General features: G+C 36.8%; 22 protein-coding genes, 1 tRNA gene and 1 rRNA gene. 12 read left to right on the forward strand and 12 right to left on the reverse strand.

From position 1 onward, the window contains the following. The first annotated feature begins 42 nt into the window (after positions 1-42). From H6F47_RS11440 to H6F47_RS11450, 3 genes are all read left to right on the forward strand, one after another. Complete coding sequence (locus H6F47_RS11440; RefSeq protein ID WP_190347243.1) at positions 43-1,173, forward strand: AAA family ATPase; 1,131 nt, start codon at positions 43-45, stop codon at positions 1,171-1,173. Further along, complete coding sequence (locus H6F47_RS11445; RefSeq protein ID WP_190649254.1) at positions 1,173-1,862, forward strand: hypothetical protein; 690 nt, start codon at positions 1,173-1,175, stop codon at positions 1,860-1,862. Before H6F47_RS11440 ends, H6F47_RS11445 begins: the two co-directional genes overlap by 1 nt. A 217-nt stretch (positions 1,863-2,079) precedes the next feature. Continuing rightward, positions 2,080-2,790: a D-alanyl-D-alanine carboxypeptidase family protein gene (locus H6F47_RS11450; protein ID WP_347239080.1), complete on the forward strand. Its 711-nt coding sequence runs from the start codon at positions 2,080-2,082 to the stop codon at positions 2,788-2,790. A 76-nt stretch (positions 2,791-2,866) separates the two neighbouring features. Here the strand turns inward: H6F47_RS11450 and H6F47_RS11455 are convergent, their stop codons facing one another. After that, the gene (locus H6F47_RS11455) at positions 2,867-3,061 is read right to left on the reverse strand and encodes a type II toxin-antitoxin system HicB family antitoxin (protein WP_096567665.1); all 195 of its coding nucleotides are present in this window, start codon (positions 3,059-3,061) and stop codon (positions 2,867-2,869) included. A gap of 351 nt (positions 3,062-3,412) precedes the next feature. Here H6F47_RS11455 and H6F47_RS11460 point away from each other — a divergent pair, with 351 nt between their 5' ends. Beyond that, positions 3,413-3,988 carry a TIGR04376 family protein gene (locus H6F47_RS11460; RefSeq protein ID WP_096567667.1) on the forward strand — a complete coding sequence of 192 codons (576 nt, stop codon included), beginning with the start codon at positions 3,413-3,415 and terminating at the stop codon, positions 3,986-3,988. Positions 3,989-4,339: 351 nt separating this feature from the next. Next, positions 4,340-4,921: a nitrate transporter gene (locus H6F47_RS11465; protein ID WP_096567669.1), complete on the forward strand. Its 582-nt coding sequence runs from the start codon at positions 4,340-4,342 to the stop codon at positions 4,919-4,921. A gap of 26 nt (positions 4,922-4,947) precedes the next feature. Here the strand turns inward: H6F47_RS11465 and H6F47_RS11470 are convergent, their stop codons facing one another. The 3 genes from H6F47_RS11470 to ftsH form a co-directional block, all read right to left on the reverse strand. Next, positions 4,948-6,387 carry a collagen-like protein gene (locus tag H6F47_RS11470; RefSeq protein WP_137667397.1) on the reverse strand — a complete coding sequence of 480 codons (1,440 nt, stop codon included), beginning with the start codon at positions 6,385-6,387 and terminating at the stop codon, positions 4,948-4,950. Positions 6,388-6,533: 146 nt separating this feature from the next. Beyond that, positions 6,534-7,610, reverse strand: coding sequence for a magnesium-protoporphyrin IX monomethyl ester (oxidative) cyclase (acsF, locus tag H6F47_RS11475; protein WP_096567673.1), 1,077 nt, complete (start codon positions 7,608-7,610; stop codon positions 6,534-6,536). A gap of 595 nt (positions 7,611-8,205) precedes the next feature. Next, complete coding sequence (gene ftsH, locus H6F47_RS11480) at positions 8,206-10,149, reverse strand: ATP-dependent zinc metalloprotease FtsH (RefSeq protein ID WP_096567677.1); 1,944 nt, start codon at positions 10,147-10,149, stop codon at positions 8,206-8,208. 465 nt (positions 10,150-10,614) lie between these two features. Between ftsH and H6F47_RS27895 the strand changes: the two genes are divergently transcribed. The 3 genes from H6F47_RS27895 to H6F47_RS11490 all read left to right on the forward strand — a co-directional run bounded on the left by H6F47_RS27895 (position 10,615) and on the right by H6F47_RS11490 (position 12,814). Beyond that, on the forward strand, positions 10,615-10,827 hold the full coding sequence (locus tag H6F47_RS27895) for a hypothetical protein (RefSeq protein ID WP_137667398.1): 213 nt from the start codon (positions 10,615-10,617) through the stop codon (positions 10,825-10,827). A gap of 198 nt (positions 10,828-11,025) precedes the next feature. Further along, on the forward strand, positions 11,026-12,150 hold the full coding sequence (locus H6F47_RS11485) for an AI-2E family transporter (RefSeq protein WP_137667399.1): 1,125 nt from the start codon (positions 11,026-11,028) through the stop codon (positions 12,148-12,150). Positions 12,151-12,241: 91 nt separating this feature from the next. Beyond that, a complete protein-coding gene (locus H6F47_RS11490; protein WP_190347239.1) occupies positions 12,242-12,814 on the forward strand; it encodes a Uma2 family endonuclease in 573 nt (190 codons plus the stop codon). A 22-nt stretch (positions 12,815-12,836) separates the two neighbouring features. Here H6F47_RS11490 and H6F47_RS11495 read toward each other — a convergent pair whose 3' ends face one another. Continuing rightward, positions 12,837-13,760: a LysR substrate-binding domain-containing protein gene (locus H6F47_RS11495; RefSeq protein WP_190649258.1), complete on the reverse strand. Its 924-nt coding sequence runs from the start codon at positions 13,758-13,760 to the stop codon at positions 12,837-12,839. A gap of 133 nt (positions 13,761-13,893) precedes the next feature. Between H6F47_RS11495 and H6F47_RS11500 the strand changes: the two genes are divergently transcribed. Next, positions 13,894-14,784, forward strand: coding sequence for an aspartoacylase (locus H6F47_RS11500; RefSeq protein ID WP_190347237.1), 891 nt, complete (start codon positions 13,894-13,896; stop codon positions 14,782-14,784). A gap of 604 nt (positions 14,785-15,388) precedes the next feature. On the opposite strand, the gene H6F47_RS11505 is transcribed toward H6F47_RS11500, so the two are convergent. Then, the gene (locus tag H6F47_RS11505; protein WP_190649260.1) at positions 15,389-16,495 is read right to left on the reverse strand and encodes a peptidylprolyl isomerase; all 1,107 of its coding nucleotides are present in this window, start codon (positions 16,493-16,495) and stop codon (positions 15,389-15,391) included. Between the two features lie 205 nt (positions 16,496-16,700). Here H6F47_RS11505 and efp point away from each other — a divergent pair, with 205 nt between their 5' ends. Further along, the gene (gene efp, locus H6F47_RS11510; RefSeq protein WP_096567692.1) at positions 16,701-17,258 is read left to right on the forward strand and encodes an elongation factor P; all 558 of its coding nucleotides are present in this window, start codon (positions 16,701-16,703) and stop codon (positions 17,256-17,258) included. 171 nt (positions 17,259-17,429) lie between these two features. Then, a complete protein-coding gene (gene accB, locus H6F47_RS11515; protein WP_096567693.1) occupies positions 17,430-17,957 on the forward strand; it encodes an acetyl-CoA carboxylase biotin carboxyl carrier protein in 528 nt (175 codons plus the stop codon). A 496-nt stretch (positions 17,958-18,453) separates the two neighbouring features. Here accB and H6F47_RS11520 read toward each other — a convergent pair whose 3' ends face one another. From H6F47_RS11520 to glyQ, 6 genes are all read right to left on the reverse strand, one after another. Then, entirely contained in the window at positions 18,454-19,068 is a 615-nt protein-coding gene (locus H6F47_RS11520; RefSeq protein WP_096567695.1) for a GerMN domain-containing protein, read from the reverse strand. 692 nt (positions 19,069-19,760) lie between these two features. After that, entirely contained in the window at positions 19,761-21,575 is a 1,815-nt protein-coding gene (gene proS, locus H6F47_RS11525) for a proline--tRNA ligase (RefSeq protein ID WP_137669072.1), read from the reverse strand. 263 nt (positions 21,576-21,838) lie between these two features. Further along, positions 21,839-21,923: transfer RNA gene (locus H6F47_RS11530), tRNA-Ser, on the reverse strand. Positions 21,924-22,006: 83 nt separating this feature from the next. Continuing rightward, positions 22,007-24,361, reverse strand: a complete 2,355-nt coding sequence (locus tag H6F47_RS11535) for a ComEC/Rec2 family competence protein (RefSeq protein ID WP_137669071.1) — start codon at positions 24,359-24,361, stop codon at positions 22,007-22,009. A gap of 150 nt (positions 24,362-24,511) precedes the next feature. After that, positions 24,512-24,997, reverse strand: a complete 486-nt coding sequence (locus H6F47_RS11540; RefSeq protein WP_137669070.1) for a DUF4079 domain-containing protein — start codon at positions 24,995-24,997, stop codon at positions 24,512-24,514. Positions 24,998-25,272: 275 nt separating this feature from the next. Next, a complete protein-coding gene (gene glyQ / locus H6F47_RS11545; protein ID WP_137669069.1) occupies positions 25,273-26,157 on the reverse strand; it encodes a glycine--tRNA ligase subunit alpha in 885 nt (294 codons plus the stop codon). A gap of 312 nt (positions 26,158-26,469) precedes the next feature. On the opposite strand from glyQ, the gene H6F47_RS11550 reads away from it, so the two are divergent. After that, a 16S ribosomal RNA gene (locus H6F47_RS11550) occupies positions 26,470-26,548 on the forward strand; the annotation flags it as partial.

Genomic DNA, 26,548 nt, shown 5'->3' on the forward strand with positions numbered 1-26,548 from the left:
ATATTTAGATGATATCTTTTGTATGTACAATCAACTGAAATCATGAAAATTAATCAATTAAGCTACTATGACCGTGAACTAGAGTGGCAATTAGAACCAATTACTTTTTCTGATTTAACGCTTTTAGTTGGTATTTCAGGTGTAGGAAAAACTCAAATATTACAATCTATCATTGCTTTACAAAATATAGCTAATGGCAAATCATTGAATGGTGTCAAGTGGAAGATTTATTTTACAGCCAATAACGGTATAGAATATTATTGGAGTGGAGAATTTGAAACACAACAGATTTCATTAACTCTTTTAGATGATGAAGAGAATAAAGAAAATAAATTTAGAATCATCAGTGAGGTTCTATTAGCAAATGATAAGAAGATTATTCAAAGAGATCATCAAGAAATTAAATTCCATGATTTAACTCTACCAAAATTATCCCCCTTTCAAAGTGCAGTAGCAATATTAAGTGAAGAGGAAGATATTTCGCCTGTACAAGACAGCTTTAATAGTATAATATATAGTGATCAATCAATTTCTATAAATACATTTCATTTTATCAAGTATGCTCCATTAACCAAAAAATATTCATCTTTGAATTTAGATGATCTTCAAGAAAGTAATTTACCAACTCAAATTAAACTAGCGTTAGCATACAATCACTTTCCAGAAGTATTCAATCAAATCAAAGACAACTTTAGAGATATTTTTGTCCAAGTTGAAGATATAAAATTAGAGCCAGATCAAGACGAAGATTTACCTAAAGTTATAGCAGAATATCCTTTGGTTAATATACAAGAAAAAGGTGTGAATAGATGGATTAATCAGCACCAAATTTCTTCAGGAATGATGAGAACACTAATGCACATCAGTGAACTGTATTTATCTGCGGAAGGAACAGTAATTTTAATAGATGAATTTGAAAATAGCTTAGGTGTTAATTGTATTGATATTCTCACTGAATTAATTTTAGAAAATAGAAACTTGCAATTTATCATTACCAGTCACCATCCCTACATTATCAATAATATTGGGATGGAACATTGGAAAATCATCACCCGCAAAGGTGGGGTAGTAACTGCTAGAGATGCGAAAGATTTAAACTTAGGAAAATCTAGACATCAAGCATTTATGCAATTAATGAATCTTGAGGAATACAAGGAAGGAATTACAGCATAATGAACCTTTATTTTCTTGTAGAAGGTAAAAGAACAGAAAACAAAGTTTATCCAGCTTGGTTAAAACATCTTTTACCAGAATTACAACAGGTTAAAAATTTTGATGAAGTAGATAAAAATAACTTTTATTTGTTCAGTGCTAATGGATATCCTTCCATAATTTATGATCATCTTCCTAATGCTATTTTAGATATTCAAGAAAATGGAAAATATAACTATCTTGTGCTTTGTTTAGATGCGGAAGAAAATACAGTTAGTGAAATTAAACAAGAAATTTACGATTTTCTGAAAAGAGAAAAACCAGACATGGATAATATTGAAATGGTAATAATTATCCAAAATCGTTGTTTAGAAACTTGGTTTTTAGGAAATCGTAAAATATACACTAGAAACCCGCAGGATAAACCATTATTAGAATATACTCGTTATTATGATGTTTCGATAGATTGTCCTGAACTAATGGGACAATATCAAAATTTTAACACTCATGCTAAATTTCATGAAGCATATTTAAAAGAACTCTTTCGAGTAAAAAATATTTACTATTCTAAAAGAAATCCTGGTGATGTAGTCAAACAATTCTACCTACAGCAACTAATAGATAGGATAAAATCTGAAAATACCCATCTTCCTACATTTCAGACTTTTATAGAATTTTGTAGTTTAATCAGGTTAAAGTTATTACAATAGTAAAAATTCCAACAATAAATCCTGATTTCCTGATTTAGTTAATGTTGAACTAACATATTTTTGATATAGGATAAAATCATCAATATCAAAAATATCTTCAACCATGAGACTCCAACCTAAAACCAAAAAATATTTAATACAAATTTCATTAACTACCCTGATTATCTTCCTATTTTCTAGTACCTTTACTATCCTCTATCTTAGATATAACCAACCGGTGCCGAACTTTATCACTATCCGCCAAAATAATCCTGAGTCATCAGTATCAAGATTTATTCCCAATCAGCAATTAGACGCACAAAAAAAGTTTTTAGATACTATAAATTACCAATTACAAAATCTTCCCCAAACTAACACCTATGAATATATCTTACTTCGTGCCTATGGTGCAATATTTATTAATCAAAATCCAGAAATTAAACTGCCACCAAAAGTCATTGTAGATAATGAACAGGATACTAAACAAATTCAGGATAATCTACAATTAACCCTAGTTGAAGGTACACAAGAATGTTACCTGCAAAAAGCCGCCGCAGATGCGTTTAATCAAGCCAGAAATATCATAGATATACCTTTAAAATCTGGTTATTCTGGTGATTGTACACGTAGTTTTGCTACCAATTTACGATTTTGGCAGAAATATACAAATAACCAAACTTTAGAACAAGTAAAACAAGGAAAAGAAACTAATATTCTCAGTGTAGTTGCACCTCCAGGAACTTCACAACATCTCTGGGGTTTAGCACTTGATTTAAGAGTATCTAACCAAGAACAAAGAGAAGCATTAAACCAAAATGGTTGGTTTCAAACTGTTGCAAAAGATGTACCTCACTGGACTTATCTGGGTTGGGATGAAGAGAGTTTACCAAAATTTGGTTTACAGGAAAAAATAATAAGCGGTATTACTTATTGGTTGACACCAATTTAAGTAATTAAAACATAATTAAAACATAACTCAAACATAACTCAAACATAACTCAAACATCAAAATACCAATGAGATTTTCACGGTACATCTATATAATAAAAATCGGCATTTTTAGCAATTTCATCAAATCCTTGTAAGTAGTCTTTAATCACATATTTTATTTTTTCTAATGCTTCCTGTTCTGTATCACCTACAGTCCAGCATCCGGGTAATGCAGGACACCAAATAGCATAGACTTGATCTATTTTGTTCAACTTAACTTGATAGCGCATATCCTACATTTTCTGGTAACTGCTATACTCCTAATTCTATAATCTTTATTAAGTTTAAAAGGAATCCCTTGATACTGTACTAGCGAAAACTGTGATCAAAATAGGATAAAAGTGTAAAACTAATCGTCAGCATTCAGCTATCAGCAAGACCCTGAAACCATCAATAATAGGTTGTAAATTGCTATTATTAACACTGGTGTAATTTGACAAACCGAGAGCATCCTTGTTATTAACTCAATCTCTATCTAGAGAATAGCTGATTACTGATTACTGATAGCTTTTGTAAATGCCATTGTAGATAATAATTATTACAATAAAATAATCACACCACTTTAATTTGGAGTTCTCACAGTGGGTTTATTTGATGATTTAAGTCGGTTTTTAGAAGCACGTTTAGAAGAATTTTTGCGAAATAACCCCCATCTGGAGTTAGAAATGCTGTCAGAACAGCTACGAGAGCAAGAAGATGATACACTAAAATTGATTGCAGATTTAAAATTACAGGAAAAGCGATCGCAAGATGAAATACTAGAAACAGCACAGGAAATACAACGCTGGCATATCCGTGTCCAAAAAGCCAAGTCCGCAGGTAGAGAAGATTTAGCCATACCAGCGCAAGCAAGAGAAGACGCACTTTTGCGGGAGGGAAATCAAAAATGGGGACAAATGCAAGGTTTAAAAGAACGCATTACCCAATCTCAAGAATTACTACGCAAAATTCAACAGCGTCGTCAAGAAGTCCAAGCAAAAGCAGCAGAAGCGCAAAAAGCACGCGCACAAGCCCAAACTCAGCAACGTTTAGAAACTAATACTTGGCAAGCTCCAGCTAGTAGTTATTCTAGCCAGTTTGATGATTTAGAAGAAAAGTTTCGTCGTTGGGAAACGCAAGATGAGTTGGAACAAATGAAACGCAACATGGGTAAATGATTTAGCATAAAGGATGGAATTTAAATGTTATAATTTCATCCTTAATATGTTATTAACTCTTGATAATTTACAGCATAAAATTTAATTCTTGAAAAAATATTTAATTTAGAAATTACAACTTGATTTTTTGAAAGATTTTCACTAGATTTAAATTAGATTTAACAGCAGATCGCAGATCAATTAGGTACATAATTTAAATTGAAACCTGTACACAAAGCTGGTTTTAATGCTGACCCCTGACTCCTACTGTAATTAGTTAGATGTTTTTATCAGATTTTTCTGTTTCCTTTCCACAGGTATTGAGCATTACTACTTATTCATCTTCACGACGTTTCAAATCATAACTGAGGAATGGAAAATAGTATCTTAGTAGACATTGTAGCCACTTTACAACGGTTATTTGTAGGTTACATACCCGCCGTTATTTTAGGTATCTTTGTTGGTTTTATTATTGGTATTAATGGCATAGTTTATCAGCTATTTAGTCGGTTATTCCAAATCCCAAATAGCATTCCTTCTATCGCCTTTTTACCTATTGCGCTGATTTTATTTAAGGAAAATGAAACCGCAGCTATTTTTGTGGTTTTTGTTGGTGTTCTTTGGGCAATAATTGTGGAAACTGCCACAGGTATTCATAAATTTCGTCAACAAGATAATAACTCTCGCGTAGCTATTTATTACATATTTAAAGCTTTAAGACTAGGTATGTGGATAGCTTGGTTTACAGTCATTGCTACAGAAATGCTTGCAGGTTCAAAAGGGTTGGGCTTTTTAGTTTGGAATGGTTATAAAGCCAACAACCCAAGATACATTATTGATGCTTTACTCTACATCGCTGTTATTGGTGTTTTTCTCGATCAACTGCTAGACTTAACTGGTAGTGTTCTTTACAAAATTGTTGGCGAAAAAAGTAAATCTTCTAAGAGTGAATAACTAATTATAACTGATTTATTTACTCATTATCTATTTCTCCGAATTGAACCTTGCCACCTTAATTTTTGTTGGGCAGAACGTTCACCTAAAGAACGTATTACAGTTAATTCAATCTCTACATTTGTACCAGAACTAAGAGCATCATTAGGTATTTTTAATTTCCCTAAATCCACAATAAATCGGTTATAATCACGAGTGACTAAGTTAGCAGGAATTTCCCCTTCATAAAAAGTTTGGAAATCAAAAGCACCGGAAAAGCTATCTTTTGCCCGATATTTTACTTTAAATTGAGTGTTGATTAAATCAGACCTTCCTGCTAAATCAACTATTTTCAAATTCAGATTTTTACCTGAACCAGAAAACTCGGACACTGATAAATTTGTGACTTCTTGTTGAGGAATGGCATAATTAACAGTGTACTCAGTTAATTGATCCTGAATTTTGGCATTACCATCAACCCACATATCTTCAGGAAAGTCAATTTCTATTTGTTGATTATCATTTAAAGTTAGTGTAACGTTTTGATTAGCAAAGTTAGCTATCGGTTTTTTCTCTTGCCAAATTAATTTAAACGTTCCTTCTAAACGCCGATCAAATTCTCGATATTCATCAGCAATTATAGAACCAGGCGCAAGTAAAGCTGTAGCACCTTGACGCAAATTCCATTTATTTTTAGAAAGGTTGAATTGTTGGGTTGCTAATTGAGAAATTGTGACTTTACGAGTTGGTGTATCATCTCTTAATGGTTCTTTGCTATTAATAATACTTAAAGTTCCTAAACTGCCACGTCTACCATCCCGGCCATCACTGCCATCAATTCCATTTCTGCCGTCGTAACAACGATAAACTTTAGTAGTACATTTATAGTCAGAAGTTCCTGATGTTCCTGTACATTTTTTTACTTCCCAACTCCTGCGACGACAGTTACAACCTGCTGTTCCTTGACCACCACGTCCACCGCGTCCACTTTCTCCCCCATTAGCACGGACAAAAATCTGTTTTAGGTCTGCTAAATTACTGTAATAAACGGTGAGAGAACCGCCATTTCCCCCGTCTCCACCTCTACCACCAACACCACCGTTAGCACCATCAGGGGCGTTAATATCTCTGTCTTCGTCTTCTTTATAGCCTCTACCACATCTGGGGCGAGAAGCGTCTTCCCCATATTCCCCATCTTCGCCATTTGTGCCTGAGAGATCAAGATTTATCGGTGAACCATTAGCTGTAATAGTTTGGTTTTGTCCGTTGCGGCCATCTCTACCGGCACGGCCGTCACTCCCTCTATATCCATTCTGATCATAGGATCTTCTGTCTCTGTCTCGATCATAGCGATCGCTAATTTTAAATTCTCCTTTAGTTAGGTTTTCTGCACAAACATCTACAGCGATCGCAGGTAAAAAGTTATAGCTATTTACTAAGCAAAAAGATACTAATATTGGTAGTTTTTTAGTCAAACTCTGAAGCATGGGAATTATATCTAAATTTCTTAGTTAATATACAACTGCTGACGTTCAATTTTGCGAATTTTCTCCCTAAAATTACATACAAAATGCTAAAAAAAGTGGCTCTGTTAACAACAGAACCACTGGTGTTTTTACACATTTAAGTAAAGTTATCTAGCTTGACCATGAGTAGAAACCGCATCAATGGGTCTCATTAGGTACAAGTTTAACAATTGCCAACCATGAGAAATGTAAATTGGCAGTTTTTGGAAGAATTGCAGGAATTTGGGTGTATTGGAGTTGGAAATTGCGCTCAATTTTTCGTTATTCTTGACACAAACATCCAAACGCTCGTAAAACTCTGGATTATCCACATCTAACATGACGGGGAAGACTCTTCCAGCAGTTTCATTAGTCTTCTTAATCACATAAATGTCGTATTCTCGTGCATCCAAACCTATAGCAGCATAGAAATCTTTACGCTGAATATCATTGAGATACATGGTAGCAAATACTGACAACAGGAAGAAGCGACTCCAAAGTTTAGCTTTCCAGTCATTGAGCATTTGGGGTTGCGCTCTCATGATGGCATCAAAGAAGTCACCATGACGGTTTTCATCCTGACACCAATTTTCAAAGAAGCGGAAAATTGGGTAAATTCTATCTTCAGGATGTTGTTCTAAATGACGATATATGGTGATATAACGCCAATAACCAATCTTCTCAGAAAGATAGGTAGCGTAGAAGATGAATTTGGGCTTAAAGAAGGTATAATTGCGGCTCTTGGTCAAAAACCCTAAATCTAAGGATAGATTAAAGTCTGACATTGCCTTGTTTAAAAACCCAGCGTGACGTGCTTCATCCCGTGACATCAAGTTAAAGCATTCAGCCAATACAGGGCTTTTATCTTTTAAGCGGCGGCCGAGTTCTTTGTAAAGTAAAAAGCCGGAAAACTCCGCAGTACAGGAACGTTCCAGAAATTCAATGAACAACTGGCGAGTTTCCCCATCAATATGATCCCAGGATTGTTCAAATTCGGCATCCCGGACAAAGTGATGGCGGTTATAGTCAACCCGGAATTCTTCAAGGATGGCTTTTAACTCGTCTTCGTTGACGGAGATATCCATCCGCGCCATTTCATCAAAATCGGTTGTGTAAAACCGGGGTGTTAAAAGGGTTTCTTTAGAGGGTACTTTCACCCCAGGACGCATTTCTTCAAAGCCTGGTTTTTTTAGGGAATCTACCATGTTTGCTTGCAGTGAGTGTCTTTCTTAATTTTGAACCAAGGACAATAATGACATTTGTATGAAATACAGTGTACCAAGGTCTAGGCGTGAAAAGGGAAATAAATCATTAAGAGTTGCAACAAATCTTTAGCTATTGCGGAATCAGAAGTTGAAAATTGGTAGTTAGTTGGGATCACTGATGCCAGTCTGGACTTTACTTGTTAAGTTATCATGAGTATTAATCAGCTTAAATAAATAAAGCAGTAGATAATACGAAGGCATTGGTGAAAAGTTAAGGAAAAGGAGAAATTGTTAAGGGTGGTATTTGCAGTGAGCAAAAATAGTGGGAAACTCAATTTAGACAAGTAATTTAGCGATTGAGATCAGCCATGAATGCCAGCAAAAAAAACCAATAATCGAGAGCAAAGTTGACTTTATTACGAGAATAAAGAAAGGAGCAGCAATTAAGGTAGAACAAGTATTTACAGATAGTTATGGATTGCGAGACTCTAATATACGTCTTGGTTCTGGCACTAAAAAGACTCCGTTAAAAATCAAAAATGTAGGGGTTTAGCGTTGCTAAACCCCTACCGTAAATCCCTACATTTATCGCACACTAAACCAAGAGCGTTTGCAACAAAGGTTTATCAGCATCTAACTGACCATTTCTCAACCATTCATCCATTTCATCAGGTGCTTGAGCTTGAGAAAGCTTTTCTCGTAAATAACCACCTTCGAGAATTTCCTTCTCTAATAATTCCTGAGAAATTTCCTCTAATAAATCGCGGTTATTTTGCAGAATACTCAAAGCAATGTGGTGAGCATTATCAACAATTTCCTTCACTTCGCGGTCAATTTCTTGCGTCATTTGCGGACTAATTGAACGTCGAGGATTGCCATAACCTTCAATAAACTGCTGTTGGACTTTTTCAAATGCAACGGGTCCGAGTTTATTACTCATCCCATAAATTGTAATCGCTCTTTCCGCTAAATCTGTAGCTTTTTGAATATCGTCAGCAGCACCAGTGGAAACTTTACCAAATACAATTTCTTCCGAAGAACGTCCACCTAATAAAGTGGCAATACGTCCACGAATTTCATCTTCTACCATCAAAAATCTGTCTTCTTCTGGCATTTGAATTGTATAACCCAAAGCACCTACACCACGAGGAACAACAGAGATTTTTTCTACTTTACCTGCTCCTGGCATTAATGCACCAACTATAGCATGACCGACTTCATGATAAGCAACGGTTTTTTTCTCAATTTCATTTAAGACACGAGAACGTTTTTCTAAACCGGCAATTAGTCTTTCGATAGCTTCATTAAAGTCAGCCATTAATACTGCTTGACGGTTATTTCTTGCGGCTAATAATGCAGCTTCATTTACTAAATTTGCTAAATCTGCACCGGCAAAACCAGGGGTACGAGTAGCAATAATTCCTAAATCAACATCTTCTGCTAATTTGACATTTCTGGCATGGACTTTAAGGATAGCTTCTCTACCAATTTTATCAGGTCTATCTACCACAATTTGACGGTCAAAACGACCAGGACGACGTAAAGCAGGATCGAGAACTTCAGGACGGTTAGTAGCAGCGATGATAATAACACCAGTGTTAGCATCAAAACCATCCATTTCTGTTAATAATTGGTTTAATGTTTGTTCTCTTTCATCATTACCACCAACGAAACCACCAGCACCACCACGAGATTTACCTAAAGCGTCTAACTCATCAATGAAAACAATACAGGGTGCTTGTTGTTTTGCTTGTTCAAATAAATCTCTAACTCTTGCAGCACCAACCCCTACAAATAATTCAATAAATTCAGAACCAGAAATACTAAAGAAAGGAACACCCGCTTCACCAGCAATAGCTTTTGCTAATAATGTTTTACCAGTTCCTGGAGGTCCAACTAATAAGACACCTTTGGGAATTTTTGCTCCTAAATTTGTGTATTTAGCAGCGTTTTTCAAGAAATCAACTATTTCTTCTAATTCTGCTTTTGCTTCATCCACACCTGCAACATCTGGGAATTTTACCCCAGTGCTACCTTCAGAATAAATCCGCGCTTTGCTTTTACCAACTGTTAATGCTGCTGGTCCTCCACCTTGACGACTCATTAAAAACGCCCAAATTCCAAAGAAAATTAATGGAGGAGCAACCCAACTTAATATAGTACCAATCCAGGCGTTTTCATTTGGTGGAGGTGCGGCAAATTCTACATTATTTTCCCGCAGAATTTTGGGTAAATCTAAATCAATAGCAACAGGTGTGGTTCTAAATACCTGTTCCACGGTTTTACCTTCAGGATTTTCGGTTTTGATTGCGTATTCAATGCGATCGCTCCCCACAACTGCTTTTTCCACTTTACCCGCTTTTACCTGATCAATAAAATCACTATAAGGAACTTGCTGCAATCGTGGTCCTAAAATACTGGGAACTATCAAATTCAGCAGCAATAACAAAGTTAGTAAAATTAGGAAGCTACCACCAAACTGTCGAATTTTTGGCGTTTTCATTTTGTTCTTATTATTATTATTTGTTTCTACAGGCATGATAATTTACCTCTATAAAATTTGCTCATTGCTAATGGCTCAATAATTGTCAATTATCAATTGTCAATTATCAATTAACAATTACCTCTCCTTTAAATTCAGAGTCTTGAAAAAGCGGAATCTTGGACTTTTTCCCCTTGAAAGAGGAGGTTTTAAACCTTGAATGAAACAATTATCAATTGTCAATTGTCAATTATCAATTTTGATGCTAATCTTGCTGCAAACTAACTGACCAATCTAAAAATAGCCGTAACTAGCAGAATTACTAGAGCATTTCCCAAAGAAAATTGGTATAATGCTATAGCTATAGGTATTAATCTACCAATTACATTCAGAGCTACTACGGTAGGAAGATGCACAAGTAAAGTTTTGTGTCTGATTCCTATTGTAGAGAATGTTCAGAATCAATCTTCAAGTCTAAATTCGTGTATACCCTACCAAAAAAATGTGTATTCCCGCACTTTTATGAAAAATCAACTATTCTTCTTGCTGAAACTACTTCTTTTGTCAACTGTCATCTCGTTTTTGATTAAGTATGCAGGACCAATGGTGTTAATCCCAGGTACATCATTAAACGCGCTGATTTTAGTTTTGTTGCCTACTGTAATTCTGATAACTCTCTTACTTTGGCGAATGCTAACACAAAACCAAAGTAGGGGCGAAGCATTCGGAAAATAGCCTGGGACAAAAATTTATAATTGCTCGCCCGAATACTTCGCCCGTAGGCTTTTTAAAGCACACCTGCAAACGTAATATTTGATCATCTACCAATTAATCAAATATTCTGACTACTGTACGGGTTTAGCAGTGCTAACCCCTACTGACTGTTAAATGACTACTAAAATTTCATCTCACCAAGGTTTGGGAGTTTAGTCTGTGAAACTTGGTCAATGGATAGGTTTAATCACCTTAGTTCTCTCTTTATATATATTGTGGCAACTGCGGGAAGTGCTGTTACTGATTTTTGCTGCTGTTGTGTTAGCAACTACCTTAAATCGGTTAGCACGAACTTTCCAAAATTTAGGCATAAAAAGTGGGTTTGCGGTTTTTTTGTCAGTGATGATTTTTTTAGCGGGTGTAATAGGTTTTTTCTGGTTAATTGTGCCACCTTTCGCCCAACAATTTCAAGAATTAACCTATCGAGTTCCCCAAGGTTTTGAACGTATTAATACTTGGATTGATGAACAGAGAACTCACATTCCTGAACAATTGGAAGTTCTTATTCCTGATATAAACAGTTTAGTTGCCGAAGCACAACCTTTAATTAATCGAGTATTAGGAAATTCTTTTGCTTTTGTTTCTGGTTCTTTGGTAATTGTCCTTAATATTTTATTAGTTCTAGTTTTAACTGGGATGTTTTTAGTTAATCCTAATGCTTATCGGAAAGTATTTGTGAGGCTATTTCCTTCATTTTATCGCCGACGGGTAGAGGGAATTTTAGATCAATGTGAGCTTTCCTTAGAAAGATGGGTATCAGGGGCTTTTCTTGCTATTTGTGTAGTTGGATTGATGAGCATGATCGGCTTATCGCTGTTGGGTGTTAAAGCTGCTTTAGCCTTGGGAGTTTTAGCAGGTTTTATGAACTTAATTCCCAACTTAGGACCAACTATGAGTGTAGTTCCAGCAATGGCGATCGCTCTTTTAGATAATCCTTGGAAACCTGTTTTTGTCTTGATTCTCTACTTTGTTATTCAACAAGTTGAGAGTAATTTTATCACACCGATAGTTATGGCGCATCAGGTATCTTTGTTGCCAGCAGTAACTTTAATTTCTCAGTTGTTTTTTGTGACCTTTTTTGGCTTTTTAGGATTATTTTTGGCATTACCTTTAACAGTTGTTGCTAAAATTTGGGTACAAGAAGTCTTAGTTAAAGATGTCTTGGATGAGTGGAAACATAATCATCATGATCATCATGTAGAAAATCAATTAGTGATGGTTTCTGAATCTTCTGATATTAATGAAACTGAGGAAATGGAACTTACAGCAGATGATGAAGATTAATTACAACATTCCAGCAAATAGATCCCCAAGTTCTGACAATTTTCATTTCACTTATAGGTTAATATACAACTAACATCTAGGGGTAATCAAGATGGTTAACACAGCAGTAAGAAGTCTCACTTTTGAAGAATACTTAAATTATGAAGATGAATCTGGGTTTAAATCTGAACTGGTTGATGGACAATTAGAAATTATGAATCCACCTACGATTGAACATTTTTTGATTTGCAAATTTTTGGAAAAAAATATAGATGTAGAAATTCAAACTTTAAGTTTACCTTGGTTGTGTTTTCGGGAAACTGGGGTGAGAACGAGTAAAAATAAATCGCGGTTGAGTGACTTGTGTGTGGTGACGGAAGAAGATGCGAAAGAACTGATAAATGCTTCTGCTGTGTTTGAGTCAGCACCATTATTAATTGTAGAAGTTGTCAGTCCAGAATCGGTAAAAAGAGATTATCGTTATCAAAGATCGGAATATGCTGCTTTAGGAGTTCCTGAATATTGGATAGTAGATCCTTTAGACAATAAGATTTCTGTTTTATTGCTAGAAGAGGGATTATATGAAGATACAGTATTTACTGCTAATGAAAAAATTATATCGCGGACTTTTACTGAATTGAATCTTACAGTTGAGCAGGTTTTGAATGCAGGTAAGTTGGTGTAGTCGGATATTGCATTGTCAGCATTTAAGCTAAATTAGAAATAACTTCCAGGAAATTTTTCAAAATTATAGATACATTATCACTTCGCCACACAGCAACAAGTTCTAATAATGGTGATTTTCCTTGTATAGAACGATAGATTACACCATGTCGTTGCAAATTTTGTACATTAGCTGGAAGTAGTGAAATGCCCATTCCACCCGCTACTAAACTCAGAACAGTTGATATCCATGCAGCTTCTTGTTTAACTTTTGGCTGAAAACCTGCATCTAGACAAAGACTATTAATTTGCTCACGCAAATTGTATAACAGGTTATTTGGTGGAAGAATAAACTGCTCATTTGCCAGTGCTGCAAGTGAAATACTAGTTCGTCTTGCGAAACGATGGTTTTCAGGTAAAACAATGACCAGTGATTCTTGAATAACGGGGATAAAACTGAAAAAATTATCATTATTGTGATTAATATTATCTAAATTATGCCTGTGAAAGAAACCTAAATCAATTTTTTTGTTTCGCAATTTGTCAATTTGCTCATAAGAAGCTAGTTCTTGTAAAATCAATTCTACTTCTGGAAATTTATCATGAAATGCTCTGAGAATTTCGGGTAGTTTACTATTGGCAATTGAGGTATTGATTCCTATATTTAATCTTCCTTTCTCACCCCGACTTAATCGTTGCCCTAATTCAATTGATTGTTCAACCTCATGGAGAATTTGACGGGCTGCTTGCAAAAACTCATTGCCAGCATCTGTTAATTTTAACGGGCGTTGGTGACGATCAAATATTTGAAATCCAATTTTTTTTTCCAGCCATTTTATTTGCTTACTCAGAAATCCCTGATCAATTTCCAGATATGCAGCAGCGTTTGTAAATCCCTGCTTATCATTTACAGCGATCGCATATTTCAGATGACACAGTTCGAGTTGATCCCAATTGGGCTTAGTCATAGAGCTAAATATACTTGTTTTATCGGCATTATGACTTTTTAGTCATGGAATGTTGCATAAATAAGATGATTGTATCATAGGTTTCTCGGATATCTTCAGAACAACACAACAACTTGTCACTGGAGAACCAAAAATGAAGCCTGAAAATAAACTGAGTCGGATGTTGATTGTCGGTGGAACTCACGGGAATGAGTTTACGGGAGTATACTTGATCAAAAAGTTTGAACAATTTCCTCAATTAATTAACAGATCCAGTTTTGAAACACTGACGTTATTGGCTAATCCTCAAGCGTTTACAGCAGTAAGACGATACATCAACAAAGATTTGAATCGCTGTTTTCTGCGCCAAAATTTAGAAGATTTAACACTATCTAGTTATGAGGATTTACGAGCTAGAGAGATTAACTATCTGTTTGGAAAAAATGGTCAAACTCCTGTTGATTTGATCGTAGATTTACATAGTACCACTACTAATATGGGCATAACCATAATTGTAGATAATGATGAACCATTCAATTTGCAATTAGCTGCCTATCTCAATTATATTAATCCTGCAATCAAGGTTTGTGGTTTGGGAAACTCTGGGCGAAGTTATAATTCACTGCGATCAATTGCTAGATTTGGAATTTGTATTGAGGTGGGATCTGTTCCTCAAGGTGTTTTGAATGCAAATTTTGTTCTGAAAACTGAAGCCATAATATACACAATTTTAGATTATTTGGAACTGTACAACCAGGGAAAAGTTCCATCTTTTTCAAATAACCTAATCTGCTACGAATATATAGAAAAAATTGATTATCCGAGAAACGAAAACGGAGAAATTCAAGCTATGATTCATCCTCATCTTCAGTTTAAAGATTATGAAGTTTTGCATCCCGGTGATCCTATGTTTTTAACATTTGATGGTCAGACAATTAGCTATGAAGGAAACTCTACTGTTTATCCAATCTTTATTAACGAAGCTGCTTATTACGAAAAAGGTACTGCTATGTGTTTTACCGAAAAGCATCAAATCACAATTTAGAAAAAGTTGGAAATGATTAATTCAAGGGTTAACACTTATGTCTAAATTTCCAGGTTGTTCTGAATGGGTAACACCTTTATTATTTATTTTTTACATAATAATATGGAGGTCGCCAATTAGTATTTCTGATACTATCACTTGTCACCGACTAAAGCAGGGATATGTGAATTGTCGCCTAGAACATAGTAATTTGCCTGCATTTTGGTCTAATTCAATTACTGAGTTTCAACTTTTAGGTACTAAGGTTGAAACACCATATAATTCGGAAGGATGTCAGATATCAACGCTATACTTAAAAACTAACCAAGAACACATCAAATTTTCTAATTATTCTTGTAACACTAGTCAGGCAAACATTGATGCTACGGAGCTAAATAATTTCTTGTATAATAATAGAAACTTATACTTACAAATTAACCGAGATCAGAAACCATTTTTGGATGTAATGATTTGGTTAGTTTTTTATATTCTTTTATGGTTTCTATATGTGTTATTTTGGTTCTCTATTTTTGGGGTTATCCTCCGTTTCTGGGATTGGCTGAAAATTAATAGATTTTAGATTTCAGAATAAATCCAAAATCCAAAATCTAAAATCCAAAATTAATTAAGCTGCTTGTGGCTGAACTAAATTTTCAATTCCTTGAACAACAGTAGCAGATTCAATTTTGTCACCAGCTTTAAGCTTATCTAAAATGTCCTTACCTTCAGTCAAATAACCAAAAACAGAATAACGACCATCTAAAAGATTACGTCCAGCAGGAGTTAATTCTGGTTCAAATAAAAAGAAGAAAACCTGAGAAGAACCACCATCTACATTACCTTCAGGACGTGCCATTGCTAAAGCACCAAAAGAAGAAAAAGGTAATACTGGCATATCCAGATAACGTCCAGCATCTTCCAAAGTAATACCATAAGTTGGTTCTTTGTCGCCTTCTACCAAAATTTCTAAAGGAACAGCCCGATATTTACCAGTTGCAGGATCAATAAAACCGACTTCTTTACCTTCAGGATCTCCTGTTTGTAATACATAAGATTCTTCAGAACGGGTAAATTCTAAACCGTTATAAAAACCCCGTTGCACCAAGTCGACAAAATTACCAGCAGTCACCGGGGCGCTATAACCATCTACCACTACAGTCAGATCCCCTTTATTGGTTTTAATGGCAATAGTAGCGCGGCCTTTAAGTTGAGGTAAATTACTAAACTTAGCAGGAACTTCAAAAGGAAATTCTGTCACCATTGACTCTTCTAACAAAGTCACAAGATTGAGTAATTTCGCTCTGCCTTCCAGAATAGGGTCCTTTTGTTTGTTTTTAACTACTTCTTGCAATTCTGCAATGCCAGATTTTAAATCAGCAATCCAAGTTTCGGCTTGGGGTTGGCGTTCTGCGGGAACGCTTGTTAAGATTTGGGAAGGTTTATCGAGAATCCGGGAAGCTTGGCTGAGGTCTCTGGAAACCGCCGCCCATCGCTTGTTGGCACGTAGTTGATTAGAAATATCTTCTAAACTAGCTTGCAGTTTGCGTACTGGTTGATTATCAATGGGCAGTGCATACCTTAACAAAGCTTTACCGTCAGTGATAGCGTTACCAGATGGCAGGGCTGCATAACTAAAGGAAGTCCACCCAGCAGTGCTTATGCCTACAAGTATTGTTACCAGCAGCATGGTCTTGAGGCTGTATTTCAGCCAGGATTTTATGAAGTTAAACATGGAATTTCTCAAATGCAGCATCAAATTGTTAACTGTATGAACTGGGAAGTAACCCATCATTCATCTTCCCATATTGCGGATTGGTAATGGGTAATGGGTAATGGGTAATGGGTAATTGGGTTATTTACCTTCCCTATTCCCTATTCCCTATTCCCTAATAACAGGTACAATAAATGCCGACTGTCTTCCAAAATTTGCAAGTTTCATGATCTCTAGTAATGACTTTCGACCCGGTGTTTCTATCGTCCTAGACGGGTCTGTATGGCGGGTGATTGATTTCCTTCACGTTAAGCCAGGTAAAGGTTCTGCCTTTGTACGGACAACTATTAAAAATGTCCAAACCGGCAAGGTTTTAGAACGGACTTTCCGGGCTGGTGAAACTGTGCCACAGGCTACTCTTGAAAAACTGACAATGCAACATACCTATAAAGAAGGTGAAGAATTCATCTTTATGGATATGGAAACTTATGAAGAAGGTAGATTAAGTGCTGCACAAATTGGCGATCGCGTTAAGTACCTCAAAGAAGGTATGGAAGTCAACGTTATTCGTTGGGGCGAACAAGTTCTAGAAGTTGAATTACCTAATTCTGTGGTTCTCGAAGTAGTTGAAACTGATCCTGGTGTGAAAGGTGATACCGCTACAGGTGGTACTAAACCAGCGAAGGTAGAAACCGGCGCAACTGTCATGGTTCCCCTGTTTATTTCTCAAGGTGAACGGATCAAGATAGATACCAGAGAAGATAAATATTTAGGCAGGGAATAAGCCGCTTTTTTGTGGATATCCCAGATCGATTTCCAGCCCTTGTCATCCAGCGAGGTTGGGGAAATGAACAATCTCCCGTAATACCCGGAAATCACACCAAATTTCTGGGTATTACCTCCTGAATTGGAGAATAAGATTCTGATTTACGGTTAGGTCGAGGTAAAAAATACTGTGCCATTAGATTTTAATGAAATCCGCCAACTATTAGCTACTATTGCACAAACTGATATTACCGAAGTATCACTGAAAAGCGATGACTTTGAGCTAACAGTGCGTAAAGGTGGAAATAATTCTGTACTGTCGGTGGGTCAAGCTCAGTTAGGTGGTATGGTTAGTCCAGGATTGACACCTGCACCAGCAACCCATACAGCACCCATACAATTACCAGAAATAGCTACAAGTCGTGATAATTCGGCTACAGCACAATCACCTTTAGCTGTTAACGCCGCCGCCTCTCGATTTATAGAAGTCCAGTCTCCGATGGTGGGAACTTTTTATCGCGCACCCGCACCAGGTGAAGCGCCATTTGTGGAAGTGGGCGATCGCGTTAAAGTAGGTCAATCAGTCTGCATCATCGAAGCTATGAAACTGATGAACGAAATTGAAGCCGAAGTCTCTGGACAAGTGATGGAAATTCTCGTTCAAAATGGCGAACCTGTAGAATATGGTCAACCTTTAATGCGAATTAATCCAGATTAATTATAGCAGCAGTCAGCAGTCAGCAGTCAGCAGTCAGCAGTCAGCAGTCAGCAGTTAGCAGTTCCAGAAGTCAAAAGTTCCAGAAGTCAACTGTTCTCAGAGTCAGCAGGAAAACCCTGTTGTAGTCGGAGTTTGATTATCAATTGATGTCCTCAGCACCCTGTTCATTGTTATGTTAACGACTATTTGCGATCGCTGCGCTACAACTTGAAAAGAAGTTGATCAAAATTAGTCAGTTGTCCTTTGTCAGTTCTTTTTGTTCTGGAAAAATCATCAACTACTGACTACTGTACGGGCGAAGCATTCGGGCGAACAATAATCAATTTTTGTCCAAGGCTATTTTCCTATAAGGGCGAAGCATTCGGGCGATAAATTATCAATTTTTGTCCAAGGCTATTTTCCTATAAGGGCGAAGCATTCGGGCGATAAATTATCAATTTTTATCACAGGTTATTTTCCGAATGCTTCGCCCCTACTTCGCCCCTACGACTACTGACTAAAGAGGATAATTTTCGTTAAAGCTTTTACGAGTTAGTGGTTGTTCTATTTCCACACCTTCACCACCTAAAACTTCTAATGGCTTACCATTGACTTCAATGTAAACTTTGGCGTTAGGATTTAAACTAGTAGCAGTGTAGACAACCTGCCCTACACGGCCAACCATTGAGGCACTACCCCCACCACTGGTAAAATCTTCTGATAAATTAACGTGAACTTCGTTATTGTCAGCTTTCAAACCTAGCAGTTTAGTACCTTGAGGAATAGTTGTTGAGTCTGTTCCTTCTGTTGGACCTGCTAACAAAGTTTCAAAAGCAGCTTCTAAAGCTTGGCTAGGTTGTGCAGCAGCAATTTTTATCGGCTGAGGAACTAATTCAAAGCTTGTTTCCGTTGGTTTGAGCCAATATATATTAGCAGTTTCTTCTTTCCCCGGCTGGGTAGTTAATGGCTGTTGTGGTTGTTTAATGCTTTGAGAGGGGTTTCCTGGTATGGGAGTTTGAGGAGTTTGGGAAGTCAACCAAGCTACCCCACCACTTACCGCCACCACCGCGGCTGAGACGGCTGCTATGACACCTGAAGAAATATTACGATTAGTTCTTTGTTGTTCATTCATATATAAAACCTGCTTGACAAAGGGCTGAAGTAGTGTTCAAGAGAGGAGTAGCCTGGCTAAATAAGATACGGATGCGTGGGTAGTTTCTTAAAATCTAGAGATGCCTTAATGTGTGAAAATTCTGCTGACTTTGTATTTTGCCTGTTTCAGCAATTTATCATCCTGCACCCAACTTTATCTTATCTTTAATTTTAGGTTCACATTTATAGACCGTCACATCAACTTTAATGTCAATCTCAACAATTCTTGAAATACGCACCCTCACAGGATAGATAGGTAAAATTATATTTCCATAAGTCAGTGTACAGTAACTATAAGTAAGTAGGTTTAATTAATTGTTAGATAGTGGAACAGGCTAGAAGCCTGTTGACGGGCAAGACTTGTACTGAGTTTATCGAAGTATGCCCATCCCACATTTTATATTTAATTGCAACCGACTACTTACTTGTCTGTCTTTTTGCTTGCTCCTTGAATCTATTCTTTAATATCTTTAATATATTAATCAATTTCTCAATGGCAGTTTCCTGAAATTTGTGGGTACATATTTACACAACTTCAATTTTCGTGAAAATATTTAAATTTCCCAGTCTTTTCGCCAGTCTTTTCGTTTTAACTTTCTTGTGAATCCTCAAATCAAATACATATTATTGGCAGGCAATATGCCTGCCTCACAAGAGTTTAATTTTATCCCTCTACTGCTTCTTCTCTACTGCTTCTTTAATCCATTGTTGTAATATATTTACAACTTCGTCAATGGCAATTTCTTGAGATTCACGGTTTGCCCGTTTTACTACTTCTACTTTACTATTAGCAATGGCGCGACCTGTAACAATTCTAAAGGGAATGCCAATTAAGTCAGCATCTTTGAATTTTACACCTGCTCGCTCATTACGATCATCAAGTAAGGTTTCGACACCTGCTTTATTCAGTTCTGTGTAGATTTTTTCGGCAATTTCTACCTGTTGGGTGTCGTTAACATTGGGAATGGAAATAATAGCGTGATAAGGTGCGATCGCTACTGGCCAGATTATCCCATCTTTATCATAGGACTGCTCAACCGCTGACTGTGCTAACCGGGAAACTCCTACACCATAACAACCCATCACTAAAGGTTTTTCTTCCCCTTGTTCACTGGTATAAGTTGCATTCATAGCTTGGGAATATTTTGTACCGAGTTGGAAAATGTGACCAACTTCTATTCCTCTAGCTGTTTGTAGGGTTTGGTTGGGGTCGTGTAGTGAGCGATCTCCCGCTTTTGCTTTCCGAATATCTACTACAATATCAGGTAATTTAAACTGCTCACCCCAATTTGCACCAACCACATGAAAATTGCTTTCATTTGCACCAGTGACAAAATTCTTTAACTCCACAGCGGTTTTATCAACCAACTGCACAAATTTAGAATTTACCTGTTTACTTCCCGCAATATAATCATCACCTAAATCGGGTGCAATATAACCTAAAGGTAAAGATTTTGCTGCCCAAGTTGCAATTATTTCATTAGTGGGTACACTCAAAGAAAGAATAGTTTTAGCACCAAATTTTTCAGCTAATTTAGTCAACTCATTTTGTAATTTGACATCATTAACTTCCTGATCACCGCGAATATTCACCAACACCAAAACAGTCAAACCGTTATCATAAACAGTTTGATATAAAACATTTTTGACAATTTGGGTAGGAGAACATTGTAAGAAAGCACAAACTTTTTCTATTGTGTCAGTTCCTGGAGTTTCCCGTTTTTCAAAAGTAGTAAAAGGTGAAGTTTCCGCATCCGCAGGTAAAGAAATTGCCTTTTCTACATTCGCTGCATATTTCCCATCTTCAGTATAGAGAACTTCATCTTCTCCCGCATCAGCTAACACCATAAATTCTGTCGAACCAGAACCACCAATAGCACCAGAGTCAGCTTCCACAGCCCGAAAAGCTAAACCAGAACGGCGCAGCATATTACTGTATGCTTGGTACATATCCTGGTAGGTTTTCTTTAAACTTTCCTCATCCACATGGAAAGAATAACCATCTTTCATGATAAATTCTCTACCCCGCATTAAACCAAAACGAGGGCGAATTTCATCACGAAATTTAGTTTGAATTTGATATAAATGCAGCGGTAATTGACGATATGAGCGAATCATATCACGGGCAACTGTGGTAATTACTTCCTCATGAGTAGGACCTAAACCTAGTTGTTGTTCCCTTCTATCAATAAGGGAAAACATGATACCTTCAGCTTTAGTATAAGTATCCCATCTTCCCGACTCCTTCCATAATTCAGAAGGTTGTAATTGAGGTAACAAACATTCTTGTGCGCCGGTGGCGTTCATTTCTTCCCGCACTATTTGGGAAACTTTTTGTAAAACCCGCCACATAAAAGGCAGATAAGCATAAATACCGCTACCGATGCGACGGATATAACCAGCCCGAAGTAAAAGTTTATGACTGGGAATTTCCGCATCTGCTGGATCATCCCGAAGTGTAACAAATAACATTTGTGATAGTCGCATCGTTTTTTCCTTTGCAAATTAATTATTCATAAAGTACCTGACGCTAAATTAGCGGTAACTTTATCAACATTTATAATTACCTAAAAACTGTAAATTTGTCCTGCTTTTGCAGCTTTGCAGAAACCTAACAACAGTTTTCATCTATTTGTATCACATTCTAGCTTTTCTATTGTTTGCCATCTTTTTATCTTTGCTTCTTTGCGCCTTTGCGTGAAACATAAAAATTTGAAACGTAACTTCCAGACTGACAAAATATCTAGTAACGGAGAGGGGGGGATTCGAACCCCCGTTGAGTTGCCCCAAAACACATTTCGAGTGTGCCGCATTCAACCACTCTGCCACCTCTCCAAATCTTGATTCACTTCATTCCGTGAATAGGGGTGATATTAATTTATATTATTCCCTATTATACCATATTTTTCACTAACCTGTTACAGATTTGAAGATTTGTTTTCTGTGACTTGGATAAAAGCTTCAAAGTCAGCATCAGGAGTCCATTGAATAGCACCATCTCTACCTGTGAAGAAGAGTTTGGTTTTACCTTTGATAGCATCTAATGTTTTACTGTTAAGGTTATTATCAGATGCGATCGCCACCTGTGGTTGCAGTGCTGTTACCAAATCCTGTAAAGATTCTGATGGACACCAAAGCACCTGGGGAGAAGACAAATCACCGGTTTTAACCAATTGTGCTATTTGTTGAGACTTGATACTACCTACCAATAACCAATTTCTTCCAAAAATCTGCAATTTTAAAATTGGTAATTTTTCATTAGTGAATTGGGCAATAATAGCACCAGTGCTAATAGTTTGACCTAATGCTAAAGGCTGATAAATACCTTGCTGCTGTTGTAATTTTTTTTGAATAGCTTGAGTTTCCAGATTATTTTCTTGTTGAGAAAAATAAGCATAAAAATTTTTAATAGGCATTCTATCCATAATTTCTAACCAAGCATCATTTTCATTTGCCAAAAATTTGCTAGAAATCGCCCAATCAATTTGATTAATCCCTTGTTGTTGTAAAAATGGTAAAATAGTGAAACGTCCTGTACCTTCATCACCGCTATTAATTAAAGTTACCTTTCCTTGATCTTGAATTACTAAAACTGGTTCATTATTAGTTGCTAATAATGTGATTCGTAATAAATTACTGGTAGAATGCCAAGCAGGAATTATCAATAAAACAACAACCATTAAACCAGCAAACCACCATCTTTTTTGCCACCAACGGATTAAACAAGTAGATATAATTAATCCATAAACTACAAACATTTGCCAAGTAGATATACTACCTACAGCAACCGAGCTTCCAGGCAGATTAGCAAAAAATTCTGCTAATTGAATTAACCAATAAGTTGGATAATATAAAAAACTGGCTAACGTGCTACCTAAATCTGGTACAATTAAACTTACCAAACCACTAATCATACCTCCAATACTAATCACAGAAATCAATGGGGTAGTGATAATATTTAATGGCACACTGTAAACAGCAACTACACTAAAAATATGTAAAAGTAAAGGCAAAGTCCAAATTGTGGCAGCGATAGGAACAGAAATTAACGAAGCGATAGCAGAAGGCAGCCAATCAAAACGTTTAGTTATCGGTGTAGCTGTGACAATTAACCCCAAAGTTGCTAGAAAACTGAGTTGAAAACCTAAATCTCCAATCCAAACAGGATTAAATAAAAGTAATAAAGTAGCAGCTAATAATAAAGATCCTAATTGTTGAACTTTCCTTTCTAAAACCAAACCAATTAATGCAGCAAAACCCATAATTACTGCTCTAATAATTGATGCTTGAAACCCAGCTAAACATAAAAAAGTAAGTAATCCCAAACTACCGCAAAAAAACTGAATACCCTTGTTAGCTTTGCTAGTTAATTGTAAAATTATTCCCAAAATTAAAGAAGTTTGAAAACCAGAAGCAGCCAAAGCATGAGCTAAACCCACATTCACAAATAAATCACGAATATCATAAGGTAAATCTACCGCCTTACTACCTAAAACCATCGCACTAACTAAAGGACCTTCAGGAACACCTAACCAACGAACTTGCGATCGCACAATTTTTTCCCGAATTTTCCACCATCCCCATTTTCGCTCTTCATCAATAATATTAATCTGTTTACCAATCAAACCTGCAAAAGTACCTTCTTGTTTAAGATACTTCTGAAAATCAAAAGCACCAGGATTTTGAGCCGCTTTAGGTTTATATAACATCCCAGTGATCGCAATTTGTTGACCAGGATATAAACCAGTAGCTTGAAGAATAGGCACAGTCACATATAATTTACCCGTTACCCCTTTTGGCACACTTGCCGGACCCTGGTCATTTTTTACCTCATCAAGTTGCGTCGCATTCAGCCAAAATTGTCCCCTTTGACTGCGAGTTAAACGAGGAGTACCTATCACATCCCCACGGACAATTACTAACTGTTCTTGATTACTATTATTTTCATTAGAAACAAACTGACTAATATCTTTTGCTCCTGGTTGCGGTGTCCGCACTTGAAAATAAAAAGTTGCCAACAAACCCACCAAACCAGCTATTAACCATACTCTAGGATGAGGAGTAGTCAGCGGAGTATTAACCCCTGTCTTAGCTTTATTGAGATAATTTTCCTGTTTATAGTTAATTTTCCGTAAATTAATAAAAATTGCCCGAAAAAAAACTGCTGCCAATATCCCCAGTGCTAAAATCCATACACCACCCCAAGGAACTGCTGTAAACAACAACCCTAAAATATAGGCAAGACAAATAATAACGCCATTACTCTGTATCATAAAAATTTAATTGCCAAAAGCACTTAGTTAGTAAAATTAATATAAAGAAGTAATTATATAAATAAATCAACTGAGTTAAAAATAATTATTGTCGGTTGGGTTAAGCGACAGCACAACCCAACAAAATAGAGAACTGGGAAAAGACCTATTTTAGAGTGATAGACCCAAATTCAACCCCAAGACAGCATGAACAAACAAAATTAACAGTGCTGTACTTCCTAAATAAGCATGAACAGCACGTAAACCTGCTTTATCACCAAAAAACCCACTCAGAGAAATTGCACCATTTACCAACAACAGCAACAGTACAAGAGAACCAGTCCAAAAATGCGGACTTTCAAACAGTGGTTGATGCTGCATCACCAAAGACAACACACCACCTGTATAACCACCTGCCAAAAAGATAAATAACCAAGGTGCTAACTGACGATGGGCGCTGCGACTTTTAACAGCAGCATCCTTATCTGTATCTTGCAGCAATTTACCCCGCCAACCAGACACACCCACAAAACTACCCACCACAAAAATCACAATCCCCATCATCACCGGATGTCCCCAATGTGTAACAGGTTCAGGAATACCCAAAGAACGAAACCAAGCTGCAATAGGTTCTAACACTTCACTAATATTCATCATCTGACACACACCATTGTTTTTGCCACGAACAGCAACTCCCCCAAAAACGGAGGAGTTACAAAAATTAACACTTTGCTTATTCTATCTCGTTGCCTGGTAACGAACATCTAGAACGTCGACTCAGTAATGCTAGGTAATCTGTTTTTACCTTGTAGGGGCGAAGCATTCGGGTGATAACCTATCGCTGAAACCAGTTTATATTCTGTCCGAATGCTATGCGCCCTTACGATTAATGAATCGGTGTTCTAGATGCTCTGCATCTTCTGAAACAGTAATCAAGCAGCAGCTTGTGAATTTTTCAACAACGGGAAACCCAACTGTTCCCTTTGCTCAACATATAAATGAGCCACCTTTCTAGCCAAATGTCGAATCCTGGCAATATAGCGAGTTCGTTCCGTCACCGAAATTACACCTCTTGCATCCAGCAAATTAAATGTATGGGAACACTTAATCACAAAATCTAAGCTAGGTAATACCAATCCCCTTTCTGTGAGTTGGGATGCTTCCTGCTCATATATATTGAACAGATTTAACAACATCTCAGGATTAGAAGCTTCAAAGTTATAGGTACACTGCTCAATCTCACCCTGAAGATGAACATCACCATAGGTAATATGGTCTGTCCATTGAATCTTAGTAATAGCCTCCACTTGCTGGAGATACATCGCCAATCTTTCTAAACCATAAGTAATCTCAATGGACACCGGACGGCAATCAATACCCCCGCACTGTTGAAAATAAGTAAACTGGGTAATTTCCATCCCATCTAACCACACTTCCCAACCAGTACCCCAAGCCCCCACCGTTGCATCTTCCCAATTATCCTCCACAAACCGCACATCATGATCCTCTGGACGAATACCCAAAGCCCTTAAAGAATCAAGGTAAATCTCCTGGATATTATCTGGTGAAGGTTTAATCAGAACTTGATATTGATAATAATGTTGAAACCGATTTGGGTTTTCGCCATAGCGCCCATCGGTTGGACGACGGCAAGGTTCAACATAAGCCACTGCCCAAGGTTCTGGACCCAAAGCCCTTAAAAAAGTATGAGGGTTCTTAGTTCCTGCTCCCTTCTCCATATCGTAAGGTTGAGCAATCAAGCAACCACGCTCACCCCAAAACTGATGTAAAACCGCTATTACTGACTGAAAATTCACTATCTACTCTTCCTATGAGTCAACAACGCCTACACCATTGTTGCCTAAACCCAGTATTCTGAGCAGCTTCCAGCCATTAAAAAATTTTTTTCCAAAAACTTGGAAAAAGTAGTTGACATTCCAAGATAGGTTCGCTATATTGAATAAGTGCCTGAGAGAGAGCCGCGAGAGAGCGGGACTCGGAGGGACACCGAACCTTGAAAATATTATAGTTTGAAAGACAGTATACAACAAGTCCTGCGTCAAGTAAAGAAAATGATACCGGACTGAGGTATTAAAAGAACAGTCAAAAAAGAGCTAAACAAACTTAACAAAACGGAGAGTTTGATCCTGGCTCAGGATGAACGCTGGCGGTATGCTTAACACATGCAAGTCGAACGGACTCTTAGGA

Origin of the sequence: Sphaerospermopsis sp. FACHB-1094 (genome assembly GCF_014696195.1) — a bacterium.
In the GTDB taxonomy this organism is placed as follows: Bacteria; Cyanobacteriota; Cyanobacteriia; order Cyanobacteriales; family Nostocaceae; genus Sphaerospermopsis; species Sphaerospermopsis kisseleviana.